Below are 17289 nucleotides of genomic sequence, written 5' to 3'. Positions count from 1 at the left end.
CTTTTCCCTCATCATACATACGTAACGCAGCTGAAATATTTACCTTTATTCCTTTTTTCCCGCTGGTAGTGGTAAGGATCATATCCATCCCCAAATAAGATTTGTTTCCCTCCCCCAGTGCCTTTAGGGGTTCCTGGGATTTGATGGCCGCTTTTAATCATTGCTAATAGTTCTCGAAATTCCTTTTTGTCAAGTTTATCCAAACTTCCTTGGATTGCTTCCGCTTGTTCCTTTATTTTCAAATAAGTACCAATATCCCCACCAAGCTGTGCAGAAAAGTTGTGCAGATCGCGTATATCTACCAATGTTGAAATAGATTTTTGCATCCCATCCAGCTCTTTCTGAATGTTGGTAAGTTCGGTGACGATTAAATCCTTTTGATCAACACTGATATATCCGGCATCTACAAATCGCTGAAAGATTATATCAGCATTCGTTGTAACCGTTTTTACCTGAGCGAGCAATCCGGGAAGCTTATCGTTTACATCGCGAATCATCGTATCAATCTCGGACTGGTTTGTCGCATATACCTTTGCCACACTCCAAATTCCATCAAATTGGTTAACGACACCCATGTTTACGCCCAACAAATCCTGAATAGCAGCATTTGTCCCGCCATTTTGGGAGGAGACAGTGTATTGAATAGCAAGCTCCTGCAGATCCTTCACTACATCATCCGGAATATCATCCATGATGGAACGCAAACCTGGATAGTCTGGAATAGTATCAATAGGTCTCACATCACCAAGAGTGAAGAATCCGCGTACACCGCTGACGGCGTATAGTGGGTCATCCTCTGAAATAATTTGGTGGATGTTTTTGGCTTTGTCTTTGTAAAAGTCTTCAGCGAATGTGCGTAATTTATCTGGGTCGATGTCATAAATAGCGTCCGGATCTGTTTTGGAGATCGAAAATTCCCTATTTACAGCTTCTTCAAATCTAAAATCGGCATTATAGATCTGATAATAATTCGTCTGTGCACCATTTACACTATACACCTCATCGAATGTATCGTATAATAAATGGGCTGTTGTATTATTATTATGTGCTAATGAATGTGATAAACCAATAATAGGTGTGGAATTTTCATCTTTTTTTCCATTTTCAACTTCGTGAATATTAAAATGGTTCTTGACATCTTTTACAAATTCAGCCGCATCTTCTGCCTGACTAACATTTTGCCCTGCTAACATTGCTTCCAAATTATATTCCCAATCCTCCATGCCCCTGCTTCCTTGTGATATAACATATAATTCTTCAATATTCTTTTCCATGGAATCTAAATATAATGCAGTACCATCATACCCAGATTCAGAACCAATATTAGCCTCTTCTGACGTGCGTACCTTAATATCTGCCTTCAGTTCCTGTCCCGTTTCTTCTAAATATATCCTCTTGACTTTCTTTATGACTTCGGCCTCAGATAAGTCATCGTCGTACCCTAATTGGATCAACCTTAAGCGCATTTCAGGCGAATTTATAATTGTATCGCTCATTAACCACTCACTTCCTCATCTCCATTTATAAATTGAATTGATTTCATCCATTCAATAATACGATCTTTGACAGCCTTTTTGTTTTCTTTACATACTTCTTCTTGGCGTCCACCACAATCGATTTGATAAACGGCCTGAATTCCGCCATGATTTTTTTCATTTTGCAAATAGCCTGCATACGTATAAAACCCATTCCGCTCAAAATAAGCGTAATAAAGTGATTGTTGGTCATCTTCAATTTCCAACTTTTTAAATTCTACTTCTTTACCTAGTCTATCTTTGAGATTATCCAAATAAGATTCCACATGATCCTTTATTTTAAAGGAATCATAATTGATTGTAATTGACGATCCTGTACCATTTTCATTTTCAATGCCAACTAAATATCCTTCTTTTTTCTTTTTTATGCGTCCGTACCCTTTTTCACCAACAATCCCACCAGCTGGAAAATCCATCTTATAAGCTCCTGTCCCTGACAAAAACGGATAATACCCTGGTCTTGTTTCCTCCATGGATTGCAAAAACCCTCGAGTAAATTCATCATGAAACGCTCGCACATCCGGCAAGTCTTCCGGATTCATTTCGGATGGTTTTGTATTTGTTTTATCATTATCCATTTGACAACCTCCCAGCAGTATAATCGATATGGATAATAAGACATGAATCCAATATTTCACAATTTCAGCCTCCAATATCCTTCTAGTCGTATAGCTATCATTTCTACACATACCTAATCTTAGTATACATAGAGGCACAGAAGAAGTGTAGTTCTGGCATGAATATTGTAAAAATAATTCTATTGACGCAGGAATTTTGATCTATGTATTGATTAACCACTGTTGGCATCTTTATTTACAAACCGGATTGATTCCATCCATTGAATGATACCTTCTTTATCCTTCTGTTTATTTCTTTTACAAATTTTTTCTAATTCCCCTCTGCAATCTTTATTATAAATTATCTTAATTCCTCCATTATTTATTTTATTTTGCACATAACCGGCATACGTATAAAATCCATCTCCTTCATAGTTGGTATAATAAACAGATTGCGAATCTCCATTGATTTTTTTAAAGTCAACATTCTCCCCTAATCTGTGCTCCAAACTATCCAAATAAGAGTCCACATTTTCAGTCTTGTGATAAGAATAATAATTAATGTTAATCATTGATCCAGTACCATCCTCATTTTCAATGTGAACAGGATACTCCTCATAACCTTTTTCCTTTATTGCATATGCCCTTTCACCAATAACCCCACCAGCTGGAAAATCCATCTTATAAGCTCCTGTCCCTGACAAAAACGGATAATACCCTGGTCTTGTTTCCTCCGTGGATTGCAAAAACCCTCGAGTAAATTCATCATGAAACGCTCGCACATCCGGCAAGTCTTCCGGATTCATTTCGGATGGTTTTGTATTTGTTTTATCATTATCCATTTGACAACCTCCCAGCAGTATAATCGATATGGATAATAAGACATGGATCCAATATTTCACAATTTCAGCCTCCAATATCCTTTCCGTTGTATAGCTATCGTTTGTAAACATACCTAGTCTTAGTATACATAGTGGAGTAAAAGAAGCGTAGTCCTTGAATGAATATTCGAAAAAATAATTCTATTGTCATAGAATTTTTAGATCTAGATACGAATTTCCATTGTTGGTATCATCATCTATGAACTGGATTGATTTCAACCATTCAATGACTCGATTTTTATCATCCATTTTACTTGACGGTCACATGAGGAAACCTATCTAATATAACGAAATAAATACAAACACAATTGATCATTCAATTTGGGGTGCATTTTAATTGACAAAAAATTTTATTTATGCTATAATTTACAATTAACATAATAATGTATATAATAGGATTCTCCTGGCCAGGGGAATCCTATTTTTTTTGATATAAATGAAGGAGTGTGTTTGCATGAAACAAGACGAGTCCAGTATCACTTCACTAATCTCTGCTTTTGGCAGAGCTTATCACAGCCAATTCGATACACCTAAAATTTTTAATGACTTTATCGCTAAAGATTTAATTTCAGAAGAGGAATTCAACGATGTTAAAGAGAATATGGTTGGGGGTATACAGTTCTTCAACAAAGATATAGCAGAAAAATTCAAAGGAAACAAAGAAGAAATATTGAAATGGATTACCCAAGTTCAACTTTCTCCAACGCCCTTGGCACGTGCTGCATATTGCGAACAAGTATTACGTAATGAGGTCCGGTTAGGTTTAAAACAATACGTCATACTTGGTGCCGGATTAGACACTTTTGCTTTTCGACATCCGGAATTGGAGAAAGTCTTGGAAATCTTTGAAATTGATTATCCCGCTACTCAGGAATTTAAACAAAAAAGATTGGATGAAGCTAATTTCAAGATACCGAATAACCTTCATTTTGTTTCGATGGACTTCACCGAGCTCTTTTCCTACAAGAATCTATTAGATGAAGGGTTTGCCAACAAAAAGACATTTTTTAGCCTTCTAGGAGTTTCCTATTACTTAACGAAAGAAGATCTTTCCGGCTTGATCGATCATTTAATTTCCAACGTTCCAACAGGTAGCTCTATCGTTTTTGATTATGCAGACGAACAACTATTTGAAGAAAAAGGGCTATCCAATAGAGTGGAAAACATGGTAAAAATGGCTGCAGCAGGCGGAGAGCCAATGAAGGCTTGTTATTCCTATTCGGAAGTAGAAAAGCTGTTGGAGAAATCAGGTCTATTAATTTACGAACATTTATCACCCGCTGACATTAATAAACGTTATTTTAGCGATCGAAATGATTACCTGTCAGCCTTTGAAACGATTCATTATATTCATGCTGTGAAAAAATAACACGCTGCAGAAGCACGATATGCTAAAACTGAGCATGTAGAACGGCCGAACAACCTTTTACCTGGGGTTGTTCGGTTGTTTTTTAAGATAAATACACATAGGATCCTGGCGTCCTCTTAATATGTCAGCCCGCCTGCATCAGCACGAATGACATCCCCATTAACAAAACAGGAATCGTCCGAAACAAGGTAATAATGCAATACTTGCTACTTCCTCCGGCTCTCCGTTTCTTGGTAATTTGGAAAGGGGGATCTCATGCAATCAAGGTATCCTGTTTGTAATAAACCTAGCATCTGCGGAATAGGCGTCGGGAAAAGGATTGCAGATGCGCAACGATCATTTTCCTGTAGGGGTTTTTTCGAAAATTCCTAGAAGGATCTTAGAAAGGTATGTATATGCTGGAATGTGTAAGGAAGACTGAAAATAAATAACTAAAGGGCCGCATCTTCCCCCATAATAATCTCATCCACCACCTTCTTAATACCCCCGTAAGATGTTGGCTTACAAACTTCTCTTAATGAAACCCGTTTCGCCGACCCAAGGGGATATCTAAGAAGTTCAAATTGAAGAAATATACTAAAATACTATTACTATTTGCCTGTTATTATACTAGAATGAATGTTCTTGTCAACAACAAATTTCGCTATTTTTCTAACTTTTATTAAGTCTTGATTTTGATCCAAAACATGGTAAATTAAACTTGAGTACTAAAATCGACTGGAAGTGAGTATTCTCATGCAAAACGTTGCCCCATTTGCCATAAACCAAATAACTGTGGAGTAAATAATCAGGAAAAGGATTGCTGGTGCACAACTGTCGATTTCCCAACCGAGCTATTTTCGAAAAATTCCTGAGGAAGATCTCGGGAAGATATGTATATGCATGGATTGTGTGAGGAAGGCGGGTGAGGAATAGTTATTGAAAGGTTCCTCCACTTCATCGAGACTCATTATCCCTTTCCCTCATCCGACATTCAGAGTTACCTCTGCCCCTCCAAGACTCGCTATAAGGTGAATAGCTAGTTCTTTACTGTTGTGGTTCCCATCCATTATTGGATATAACCTAAGATCGGACGCTCTATACTTTTTCCTATCTTTAGAAAAAGGCAGCCGGTCACATAACCAGCTGCCTTTTCTTTACATTTCTTTCTTTCGGAACTTGGCAAGTACTTCGTAAACAATTGGTACGATGACAAGTGTTAATAGCGTTGAACTTATCAAGCCACCGATAACGGTAATGCCTAATCCTTTGGAAATCAGACCACCGCCTTCTGCGCCAATGGCCAGTGGAATCAGTGCACCAATCGTTGCAAGTGCTGTCATCAGAATTGGACGCAGCCTTGTAGCGCCTGCTTCCAGTAACGCTTCTCTTGTCGTAAGTCCCTCTTTTTCTTGATGGATGACACGATCAATCAACACAATCGCATTTGTCACGACAATACCGATTAGCATCAGCGCACCGATCATCGCCGATACGCTCAATGGCTCACCCGCAATCCATAAAGCGACCAGACTACCGATAACCGTAAACGGCAGCGAGAACAAAATGGCAAATGGAGCCAGTGCGCCATGGAAGGTCACGACCAGCACAAAGTACACAATTGCAATTGCCGCAAGCATCGCCAGACCAAGTTGTGAGAAGGATTCATTGATTTGTTCTGTTATCCCACCAAAATCTACGCTAACACCACTTGGCAGGTCAAGTTTGTCAATTTTCTCCTGCACCTGATTAGATACCGCTCCTGCATCATCGGTCTTGATGTCTGCTGAGACGGTGGCGACCATTTTATTGTCTCGACGCTGGATGGTCTCCGGAGATTTTCCTTCCTTGACATCCATCACGTCGCCCACTTTAATGGTTGTTCCCAGTGGTGTCTGGATCCCGACGTCAGTTAAATCCTTGATATTCTTGTAATCTTTTTTCTCTACTTCCACATAGACGTCCACATCCTCCCCATCATGTTTTACCGTGGTGAGCGGAGAATTGTCGCTCGTCTCACCTAAACTCATGCCGACTTGCGCTGCAGTCAAGCCATATTTGCTCAATTTTTTCTGATTGGCGACAAGCGTATATTGATCATAAGCTTCGGTAATACTGGAATCTACTTTCTCCAGATCTTTATTATCTTTCATGATGGATACAACGTCATCAGCACCTTTTTGGATGTCCTCAAGATTATCCCCATAGACATACAACTCCATTCCGCTGCCCATGCTCGAAAAGTCCATGCTCTTCCATTCGCCGATATCCGTTTGTTTGTTGAGATCTTTGATGATCTTGGAACTTTCCTCATCGAAGTTTTCATAATCCTTGTCATATTCGATGAAAAATAGTGCGGCATTATCTCCGCCACCCATTCCCATCATCGACAACGGACTATCTCCGCCGAGTGAATATTGATAGGTAGTAATACCATCGCGATTGCTAATTAAATCTTCGGCATCAGCAGCAATATCTTCGGCTTCTTCATGAGTTTGACCGGGTTCTGGTGTATAGGTTGCCATGACCATTTTTTGTTCTTGGTCAGCCAGAAAATTGACGCCGATGACTGGGAGCAAGAACAAACTCAACACAAGTACGACAACTGCACCACCAAAGGTGATCACTTTATGGTTCAAAGCCCATTCCAAAATACCCTTATAAAAATGAGCCAGTCTGCTCGGTTTCTTATCCTGTTTTGGTTTGCCAACAGTCGTGCCATTGTTCAATTGTTTTTTAAACAAGGAATGGGCCAGCATCGGAACGACCGTAATTGCCACAAGCAATGATGCGGCTAGTGCAAATACGACAGCGAGCGCGAATGGCATGAACAATTCGCCCACTTGCCCTTGCACCAAGCCCATTGGCAAGAACACGGCAATCGTAACGATGGTCGATGAAAGGATCGGGATGAACATTTGCCGTGTTGCTTCCCTAATCAATTCTTTGCCATGCTGTTGCTCATTTGGCAAGGCCATACGCCGGTAGATATTTTCCATCACAACGATCGAGTCATCGATGACACGCCCGATTGCGACGGTCAACGCGCCAAGCGTCATGATATTCAACGTGATGTCCATATAATGGAGCACGAAAATCGCAATCAACAGTGATAGTGGAATCGATACAATCGAAATCAGTGTCGTTTTAAAACTCCGCAAGAACAGCAAAATGATGATAACGGCAAAAAGGATACCGAACAATGCCTTATCCAGCATTGTGCTGACCGACTCTTCAATTGGTTCACCCTGGTCAAATGTGGATACAGAGGTGATCCCCAAGTCGTCTTCAAATTCATCTATCTGATCTTTTACTGCATTGACCACATCAACCGTATTCGCATCCGCCCCTTTGACAACTTGAACACCGATCGAATCTTCACCATTTGTTCTGGAAATCGATTCCGATTCGTTTACGAGTTTGATGTCAGCCAGTTTATCCAGTGTAACAGTTGGGATTTCAGGCGTCATTTGTGCTTGGCCGGCTTGATCCGCGTTAGGCATCTGGCCCTGTTGTGCTGATCCTTGTGCCTGAGCACCTGCATCCGGCATTTGTCCTTGCTGCGCGGCGCCTTGTTCGGATGCATTGCCTTGTTGCCCATCACCGCCAGGCATCTCGCCTTGCATGTTTTCCATTTGTCCTTGACCAGCCTGGCCTTGTTCCATTTGACCTTGTCCCGCAGCCGACCCTTGTTCTGCTTGTGGAGGGGTGTATGGTATTTTCAATTTCTTTAGATCCTTGGTACTAGCAACGTTGCCGTCAATTAGGAGGTTTTTCACCTCGTCATCAAAATTTGTCAGCCCTAGCGGATAAGTGATATCTGATCCTTGGATCAATTGTTGCACGGTCTCTTCCGTCAATCCGTACTTGTCCAGTTTCTTTTTGTCAAAATCGATGGTTACTTTTTGCAATTGCTGTCCGGTTACCTGGACATCGGACACCCCATCGATACCTTTTAATCCAGGCACGACATCATTTTCCACTGTATTTGTCAATTCCTCCAGTGACTGATCCGGGTTGCTAATGCTTAACGCGATGACCGGAAAAGCATTGATACTCAGACGTGATACATCCGGATCTTGTGCACCATCAGGCAGATCTGCTTTTGATACTGCCTCTTTGACGTCGTTGACCGCATCATCCATGTCGGTGTCAAAGTCGAATTCCAACTGGACGGAAGATGCGTTCTCCATGGAAGAAGAGTTTACCGTTTCCACTCCCTGTAAATTTTGCACGACTTGCTCAATGGGCTCTGATACTTTTTCGGCCACTTCATTCGGTGCCGCCCCCGGATAAGTCGTCACAATCGATATGTTTGGCATGGTAATATCTGGCATGGTTTCCTGCTTCATATTCATGCCGGAATAAAGTCCTGTAACAACAACCAGTATGGTGAGAATCCATATAGCAAACTTGTTGTTCAGGGCAAAGTTGATGATGCTTTTCAAATTTCCCACTCCTCCATACGTACATTATGTTTTTATCTGCATGATTCATTTTTTCTCTATGATTCAGCTTATTTTCCAAAAAGGTGACAGCCAAAACCCGACTCGTCAGTCAAAAATATGGCGTAATTCCAAATACCTTTTGAAAAGCAATACAAATCCAAAGCATATGCGGATAATTAAAAATCACATTCCCTATATTAACCGACTCGTCAGTCTAAATCAAGTGCCAAGCACCATATTTTTTATCTTTTTGTTGACAGGATATGACTGATTGGTCATAATAAATGCAATGAGAAAAAATGTACGTACCTACAGGCTCTGAGCTTGGAATGAAACGAAACGGGTGAGGATAAAATGAAAAAAGATAAACGACAGGAAATCATTGAATCATCCATCAGGCTGTCTGCTGAAAATGGATTTTTTAACACGTCCGTTCAAGACATTGTCGATGTTTGCGGCATCTCCAAAGGGGCATTCTATCATTATTTTTCATCAAAAGAAGCGTTACATGTCGCGATTTTCCAATATTATTTTGATCAGATGAACGAAGCAATCCTGGCAATCGATCAAGCTGGCTTAGAGCCACGAGAAAAAATGAAACAGCAGTTGCGTGTACCATTTGAACAGCTGAAGAAACAGCGTGCGTTTTTCATCGTCTATTTGCGTGAACAGAATTTTTCCATCAATAAGGAACTGCGCAATGTGATAGAACAATCCAGAAAAGACACGATTGCCTGGTACTACCGGAATTTAATGGAAACCTATGGCGAGAAAATCAAACCCTACATCGCTGACATCATTATGCTGACGGAGGGCATGCAAAACAGCTATCTGGGAGCGATGTTATTTCACGATTTGAACTTGGACACCGATCGTGTTGCGGGATTTTTACTGAACCGGATTGATGATATCGTCCAAGCCTTTGAAAATGGGGAAAAATCCATCATCCATCCAAGCAGTTTCCAGCATTTGCTGCCGGAGCAAACATTTTCGCCTGTGGATGCAAAAAGCCAAGTTGCCGCCTTGCTGACAGACATGGAGGAAAAGCTGGCAGCAATGCCTCTTTCCAAAGTGCAAAAGAATGGGCTTCATCATGTAGTGCATTTTCTTCAAAACGAACTGGAGAAGCCCGAATTGGATCGGTATGCGTTTCAAGGGATGCTGGCTAATTTAAAGGAGGTTGGGGAGTTTGATCGTTATCGGGGAAAAATAGCTGGTCTTTTGGGACTACAGCTTTTGTGAGTGTATTTATTGAATACCCAAGAATCTGACGTAATATGTTACAACAGATTCTTGGGCTATTTATTTTTTCCATTAGTTAAAGTCGTATATTTTCCCTACCCTTTACCTTTATAAAGAACGAGCACCGGACCGGAAGATAAACATTAGGAACAGCCCCCTCCGTAAGGGGCTGTTCTAATCTTATCTGCCGCTGATCTATCAATGTTCAGCTTACATCAAATACTTATTCCAATTTTTCAAAAGAAATTCGTTTACTGTCTGTTAATGGTGAGCTCTTCAAACCTTTATCGGAAAAGCCGCCGTCTGTAAAGCAGGATCACACCGCCTGCTGCAATAAGTACACTCCCAATAAGCAAGTACATAAACATGTTCGTAGCTGTATCTGGCAAAGCTGCACCATTCCCGGAATGATCTTCAGGTGATGTGCCGTTTCCAGAATGATTCCCTGGTGGTGTGCCGTCCCCGCCTGAATTATTTCCATTATGATCTCCAGGTGGTGCACCATCTCCGTCTGAACCATTTCCTCCAGGCGTTGTTCCACCCTGATCAGAACCGGGATCTTCCCCATTACCATCACCATGGTCCTCGTTATCACCCGGATCTTCAGGAAGCCCCTCACCCATCAAATCGACAATCCGCCCTTCTCTTTCAGGGTCGACAATGCCACCCAGATATTTTTCTTCGACCATGTAATCAACCAATTGCTGCCAGTCACTTTCACCAATGTCTTTGACGCGCCCTTCTTCATAGGCCTTTTTAAACGTTTCAAATCCATCACCGCCCTGACCGGTAAAAGCATTCGTTGTAACAAGATATTCTTGATCGAGCTGAATTTCTTCCAGTTCCCCGTCATTCTCGACATACATTTGAACAATACGGCTGCCCGGTTCTTTTTCACTGTCATAATAGAAACGCATCCCGGAAACGTGCAGGAATCCACCGTTTTCAGCCGGGGCCTGACGGACACTGTGTTCCAAAATATCCTTGATTTCCTGACCGGTTAATGTCGCAATGACCGGATTATTGCCAAACGGCAGGACACTGATGACTTCTCCGGAGGTAATCGGCCCTTTATCAATTGACGTGCGGATACCACCGCCATTTTGAAAGGCAATGACCGTTTCGGGATACTTTTCTTTTGCCTTGGCGAGCATGGCATCTGTGACCAAATTTCCAAGCTCGGTTTCATTAGCTCTGACACTGTCATCGCCCGGAGCATTCTGGCGCGGGTTCGTCAAATCCTTCATAGCCTCTGCGCCGATTTCTTCGTTCATTTTTTCGTCAACTTGATCTTTAAACGGTTTAAGCACTTCTGTCGCTTCCGGATCTTCCTCAAAACCATCTACCTCAAGCAATTCGCCTTGATAACCGGTAACGACACCGTTCTCGTCAAATGTCACATCAAGTGTGCCAAGATATTCCGCATATTGACCTGCCTGAACAATCACGGTTGGTTCTTTGTCTTTCCCGTCTCCATCGACAACAACCGGTTCTTCCAGCACGGTGTGAGAATGACCGCCGACAATAACATCAATCCCATCGACTTCTTCAGCCAGGCGCAAATCATTGCCCACTTCTGGTGCACTGTCATAACCAAGGTGTGTGAGCGCGACGATCTTATCAATGCCGGCATCTTCAAAGGCCTCCACTGTCTGCTCGGCTGTCTCCTTAAAATCGGCAAATGTGACGTCTTCAGCATTTGAAACATTTTGCGTATCCTCGGTTGTCAAGCCGAAGATCCCCACTTGTTCACCGTCAATTTCTTTGACAATACTGTTATAAATTTGTCCGTTTTCCGGATCATCGACCAGTGATTGATTTGTTTCAAGATTTTGCATAAATGAATCCTGCGAAAAGTCACTATTCGTACCCAGGAACGGGAACTCGGCATTTTCAACAAATGCTGACAACGATTCATGACCGCCTTCTTCAGCACCAAGATCAAATTCGTGATTGCCGAAAACCATGGCATCAACATCCATCATGTTCAGTAATGCCAGATCAGCTTGTCCCTTGAACTCATTGAAGTACAGGGTTCCGGAAAAAACGTCCCCGCCATGAAGAAGCAGCGAATCCGGTTTTTCTTCCCTGAATTCTTTGACCGCTGTCACCATTTTGGCAAGCGGTTCAACGTGGGCGTGTGTATCGTTCATATGCATGATCGACAAATCAAATGGCTCATCAACTTCTTCGGTTCCTGCTAAATCGATTTGTGTCAAGATTGGGTCATGATCGCTGGCCCGTCCATGCATATCGGTAAAATCTGCATTCACATGCAGCACGTCAGCCTCAGTGGAAGCAGCCAGATGATCTGAAACGAGAACATGATCAAGCACCTGTGAATTGCCTTGATAAACATATGTGTACCGATCCGCTTCCGGCACATCCATCATTTTGTTGGTCAATTCCTTGCCAGCAAGGATTTCAAGCGGCTCAGAAAATTCAAAGTCATTCATATCTCCTAAAACAATGACATTTTCATCTGGGTTGTCCGCTTCGATATCTGTAACAAACTGATTGACAAGCGCTGCCAATTCACGCCGCTGTTGTTCACTTTTTAATACAGGCGGCTGGTTTTGACCGAATGCACCATCATCACCGGTTTTGGAATTCAAATGATTCGCGATGACAACAACACTTTCCCCATTAAAACTGAACTGTGCCGCCAACGGCTTACGTGTATTGGCAAATGCGTCAGCGCCTGGAGCGATACGCCCCGGATTCAGCGTCAATTGTCCATCCTGATATTCCGTTGCTTCCGTAGCAGTCCCGTGCTCACCGTCCATCAATGATACACGCTCCGGATTGTAAAGAAACCCGACACGAATATTGCCATTCGGTGCGCCACCATCCTGATTATATTCAGGGTCAATATTGGCATAATCGTAATCTGGTCCGCCCTGAGCTTTGATTTCAGCAATGAGCCGCTCATAGCTTTCGGAAGCATCCGCATCTGATGGACCTTGATCCTGTCCATTATTGTCCATAACTTCAACAATGCCCACAATATCCGGACTGTTCATATCACTTACAAATGCACGGGCTATATTTGTGGCTTTTTGGGCTGACGTCTCGCTTTCGTTTGCCGAAAAATTCTCCACGTTATAGGTGGCAACCGTCAGCTTGTCCTCATCTTTAACGATGCTCGTTTGCTCCGGCTGTGTATCACCCTCGGAAAAAACAGCTTCGACATCGTCCAGATCGCTATAAATTTTATAGTTGCCATAACCGTAATTGACAACACCATCAATGGCCTCCGTGAACTGGTCACCCGTTTTGACGGCAAAATCCCTGGCCTCGCCGTTCGGGTGCAGCTTAAACTGGATCGTTTGCGCATTTGGTCCCTGCTCGGTCAAGCGGATACCGCCATTGGCTGTTGTGTTTTCCGGCATAAATTCGTCTGTCACAACAACAAGATCCCCATGCTCCTGTGGTGCAACTGCCCTGGATGGCGCCACTTCCACACGCATTCCTTCTATGCTTTCCCAGTAATCAATCGCATAATCAGCAGGTTCAAAACGATCAAACCCACCTTCCCCAATAATGTCTTCCGGGATATCGCTTGAAGTTATCTGGACAGGTTCCGGTAATACAACGTTGTTTTCTATTATTTCAACAGCGCCGCCTTGATCGTCACGTGCATTGATTTCGGTAACCGGCAGATCCGTCTCAGCCCGATCATCATACCCATCAATATGATATTCATCGACTTCTCCGGTTACACTGACGAGATCACCTACTTCAACATCCTCTGCTTTCCCTGTGTAAACAACTATGCCCTCAGATGTTTTTTCATTTCCATCATAATCTTCTTCCGGTGTCTGCATATGAAAATAGTTCGAACCTCTGATTTCAAACGTATACGTGACGATACCCTCGACATCCTCAACAGTCATGCCTTCCATCGGTGATTCGTGACCTTCTCCCTGAATATCATGAATCATGACACCGTCTTCCGGATGATAGACAGTATAGGTAAATTCAGCTATTTTGCTCGCTGTTAAACCATCTTTTTTAGCGATGGCTTTGATCGTAACATCCTCATCGACGGTGATGGCACCATTGTAACGTCGATCATTTTCCGTTGGATCACTGCCATCTGTCGTGTAAAAAATGGCCGCACCATCTGTAGCTGTCTTCAGTGTGACAGCTGTACCTGCTGGAATCGTACCCGGTCCAGGGCTTGCGGTAACCGGCTGAACAGCAGATTTATCGCCAACAATATCCGACTGGCTGCGGGGAATAAGTTGCTGATCCGAATCAAATTGTGTCACAATGCCGGTAATGGAATCATATGTGCCACCCACCTCAAGGGTTAGCCCGCCTGTCTCATCACGAACGATAAACGTGTTCCCATTTTCATCCTCAGCAGTATAGTTGGCCCAATCGCCAGCATCATTTACGTCGGTAAGCGTTACCTTTTTGATGACAGCCAGTTTCGATTGATTATTTTCAAGTTCACCACCAGTTAGCGTCAAAGGATCAGGAACACCTACATTTGCAGTTTTATCTTCAATCGTTGTGCCATCCAACTCCAGCAATCCATGGTAATCTCTCAAACTGCCGGTTACTGTGATTTCGTCCCCTAATTGCACATCAAGTGAGGCAGGTCGGACAGCAATCGCAGCGGTTTTATCCTGAATCTGAATCGTATTTTTTAATTTAGCCGTGACAACACCTTTTGTTTTGGCTTCACCCGTAGCCTGCTCTCTTACTTCCGCGATTGACTGAAGTTCAAGCGCTTGTTCCGGCTCCTCAGAAGTGAACCTCACATCGCTCGGGCTCTTCAGGCCATTATGTAGGTGGTATTCTTCCATCGTGCCGGTGACAACAATCTCCTTACCCAGATTATTAGGGTTGGTCTTCAGCCCGAATGTGTCACGGAAATCTTTGGTCAGCTGAACAAACAGCATTTTATCAGGATCAGTTTCGCCAGCCTCATCCGCCAGTGCTACATTATGATCCTCGCGAAAATCCGTTTGCGTTACATTGTTAGGACTAATGACATACCCGACAATGTACCCTTTCACAGTCTGTTCACTGCCATCATTGCCCTTTTCAATTGCTTCCCCGACAGTTATTGACTCGTCCGCTGCAGCTGCATATGTACCCATCGGGGCTGCAGGTGTTAGCATACTCACCATTAATATAAAAATCAGCATGATGCTGTAATATTTTCTTTTGATCGGTGAATTCATCTGTGTCTCCCCTTTCCGAATTTGTCTCGCAAAATCTATCTAAATTCAAAGTCTCTTGCCAATACCTTTTGAAAACACCCCCATTGACAACGCATCATGTAGCCCAGTTATGTATTTCTTTTTTAATCCAGTGCAGTCAGTTTATTTAAAGTACTGCTAAACTGCACTCAGGCAGCCTGTTTTGCCTGTTCAAACTTATCATAACGAATTGGTTTTAATCCTTTATGAATAGATTGTAAAAATAATATAAAGTTAGTAGATTCATTAAATGGATCCTTCTCTTATCCGCAATCGATGAAAATATAATTTTATTAAAAATGAATGCCGCTTTTCATAACCATCATACGATTGCAGTTCTGGAATGAGGAAATTTATCAAGACTGACGGTGTTGATAACTGATTCGATTTTCCATGACAACTATCTTCCAAAAACCTGTCCTGTCTCTTAAGCTTTGAAAAATGCTGCTCGGGCACCTCCTTCTAATAGGTGTTATGACTTAATATTCAATCATATTTAATATAATATAGTTTTGAATAAATATGCTAGATTCAAAAGTACCGAATCATAAATAAAACAGTCTTATCATAGGTAAAAAGTCTGCCGATGATCAACATAGGGGGCTTCAAAAGGTAATAGGATTTCTTTGGAGGATGCCTAAGCATATTATCGTACAGCAAATAGGTCACCTCCCAAGAAACACAGAAGGATGTTGCCCAACTTTTTTTTTGGTAAAACAGAAAGAAAAACATATCCAGCTGGTTATTAAAAAAAATATCCATTTGAACAAGCTGTGGATGTGCTAAAAAAGACGGAAACAAGACATGCAAGAGGGAAACAGGTCGTTATTGGCCCAGCAGGCGATGACAGCTGATAAAAAAGAAATTATTGCATAGTTAAAATATCTATGCGCATAACTATAACGTTTTTACCATTAGTGCTACAATTGAGTATGAAGGATGTTTTCCATAGTAATAAAGCTGGCACTATTACGTAGAGGAGTGAAAATAATGCAACAAAGTCAATTTGAAAAAATGAAAAACGGAAAAGGTTTTATTGCAGCACTGGATCAAAGCGGCGGCAGTACGCCAAAAGCATTAGCCGCTTACGGAGTCACAGATGATGCGTATGCAAACGAGGATGAAATGTTCGATTTAGTTCATGAAATGCGGACACGGATTATTACATCGCCTGCTTTCGATTCCAATTATATTTTGGGTGCAATTCTTTTTGAACAAACGATGGACCGTGAAATTGAGGGATTGTACACCGGCGATTATCTGGCTGAAAAGAAAGGCATTGTCCCTTTTTTAAAAGTGGACAAAGGTCTCGCTGAAGAATCTAATGGCGTACAGCTGATGAAGCCGATCCCCGACCTTGCCGAAACACTTAAACGTGCAAATGAACGCCATATCTTTGGTACAAAAATGCGCTCCGTTATTAAAGAGGCCAACCCGGAAGGCATCAAGGATGTAGTCGATCAGCAATTCGAAATCGGCAAACAGATTATCGCTGCCGGACTTGTGCCAATTATTGAACCGGAAGTAGATATTAACAGCCCGGAAAAAGAAAAATGCGAAGAGCTATTAAAAGCGGAAATCCTGCGCCATCTAAATAATTTAAATGAAAATGAACATGTGATGCTAAAATTATCGATTCCTACGCAGGCAAACACCTACAAAACGTTAATCGAACATCCAAATGTAGTTCGTGTTGTTGCCCTTTCCGGCGGTTATTCGAGAGACGAGGCGAATGAAAAGCTAAAAGAGAATGATGGGCTGATTGCCAGCTTTTCCAGAGCGTTAAGCCAAGATTTGAATGTCAGCCAAACAGATGAAGAATTTAATGCTGCACTTGAGGCGGCAGTGAAATCTATTTATGAGGCTTCTGTTTAAATTATACGGGGTTTAGGGAAGCATCCTGGAAATTCCGTATAGGTGTTTAAATAAATAAACCCGCAAAAAGCGCTTAGTTGCCGTTTTTTGCACTCTTTGAATCATCTGGGAGCATTTGAAATGGGCTTCCTTAGGATTAAATCGATAAGCATAAAAATACTCCCTTAAAAAGTTTCTGTCATTACTT

The 17289-nt window shown here is 42.0% G+C and carries 9 protein-coding genes; 4 read left to right on the top strand and 5 right to left on the bottom strand.

Going from position 1 to position 17289, the window contains the following annotated elements; all coding sequences use genetic code 11:
- Window positions 1-11 precede the first annotated feature (11 nt).
- From CZ382_RS01445 to CZ382_RS01435, 3 genes are all read right to left on the bottom strand, one after another.
- Window positions 12-1496 (bottom strand): DUF6792 domain-containing protein, encoded by a 1485-nt coding sequence (locus CZ382_RS01445; RefSeq protein ID WP_235000371.1) that lies wholly within the window; start codon window positions 1494-1496, stop codon window positions 12-14.
- A complete protein-coding gene (locus tag CZ382_RS01440) occupies window positions 1496-2113 on the bottom strand; it encodes a hypothetical protein (protein WP_088049476.1) in 618 nt (205 codons plus the stop codon). The genes CZ382_RS01445 and CZ382_RS01440 overlap by 1 nt, the downstream gene beginning before the upstream one ends.
- Window positions 2114-2325: 212 nt before the next feature.
- Entirely contained in the window at window positions 2326-2934 is a 609-nt protein-coding gene (locus CZ382_RS01435; protein ID WP_088049475.1) for a hypothetical protein, read from the bottom strand.
- 493 nt (window positions 2935-3427) lie between these two features.
- Between CZ382_RS01435 and CZ382_RS01430 the strand changes: the two genes are divergently transcribed.
- Both CZ382_RS01430 and CZ382_RS24090 read left to right on the top strand, forming a co-directional pair.
- Window positions 3428-4342, top strand: coding sequence for a class I SAM-dependent methyltransferase (locus CZ382_RS01430; protein ID WP_088049474.1), 915 nt, complete (start codon window positions 3428-3430; stop codon window positions 4340-4342).
- A 752-nt stretch (window positions 4343-5094) separates the two neighbouring features.
- The gene (locus tag CZ382_RS24090) at window positions 5095-5196 is read left to right on the top strand and encodes a cysteine-rich CWC family protein (RefSeq protein WP_235000402.1); all 102 of its coding nucleotides are present in this window, start codon (window positions 5095-5097) and stop codon (window positions 5194-5196) included.
- Between the two features lie 282 nt (window positions 5197-5478).
- Here the strand turns inward: CZ382_RS24090 and CZ382_RS01420 are convergent, their stop codons facing one another.
- On the bottom strand, window positions 5479-8769 hold the full coding sequence (locus tag CZ382_RS01420) for an efflux RND transporter permease subunit (RefSeq protein WP_088049473.1): 3291 nt from the start codon (window positions 8767-8769) through the stop codon (window positions 5479-5481).
- 354 nt (window positions 8770-9123) lie between these two features.
- Between CZ382_RS01420 and CZ382_RS01415 the strand changes: the two genes are divergently transcribed.
- Entirely contained in the window at window positions 9124-10011 is an 888-nt protein-coding gene (locus tag CZ382_RS01415) for a TetR/AcrR family transcriptional regulator (protein WP_088049472.1), read from the top strand.
- 284 nt (window positions 10012-10295) lie between these two features.
- On the opposite strand, the gene CZ382_RS01410 is transcribed toward CZ382_RS01415, so the two are convergent.
- Window positions 10296-15209, bottom strand: a complete 4914-nt coding sequence (locus tag CZ382_RS01410) for a 5'-nucleotidase C-terminal domain-containing protein (protein ID WP_088049471.1) — start codon at window positions 15207-15209, stop codon at window positions 10296-10298.
- Window positions 15210-16217: 1008 nt separating this feature from the next.
- Between CZ382_RS01410 and CZ382_RS01405 the strand changes: the two genes are divergently transcribed.
- On the top strand, window positions 16218-17102 hold the full coding sequence (locus tag CZ382_RS01405; protein WP_088049470.1) for a fructose bisphosphate aldolase: 885 nt from the start codon (window positions 16218-16220) through the stop codon (window positions 17100-17102).
- Window positions 17103-17289: the final 187 nt, after the last annotated feature.

Source organism: Virgibacillus dakarensis, assembly GCF_900155625.1.
In the GTDB taxonomy this organism is placed as follows: domain Bacteria; phylum Bacillota; class Bacilli; order Bacillales; family Amphibacillaceae; genus Lentibacillus_C; species Lentibacillus_C populi.
The sequence above is the reverse complement of the archived record's forward strand: the minus strand, read 5'-3'. Positions and strand labels throughout refer to the sequence as shown.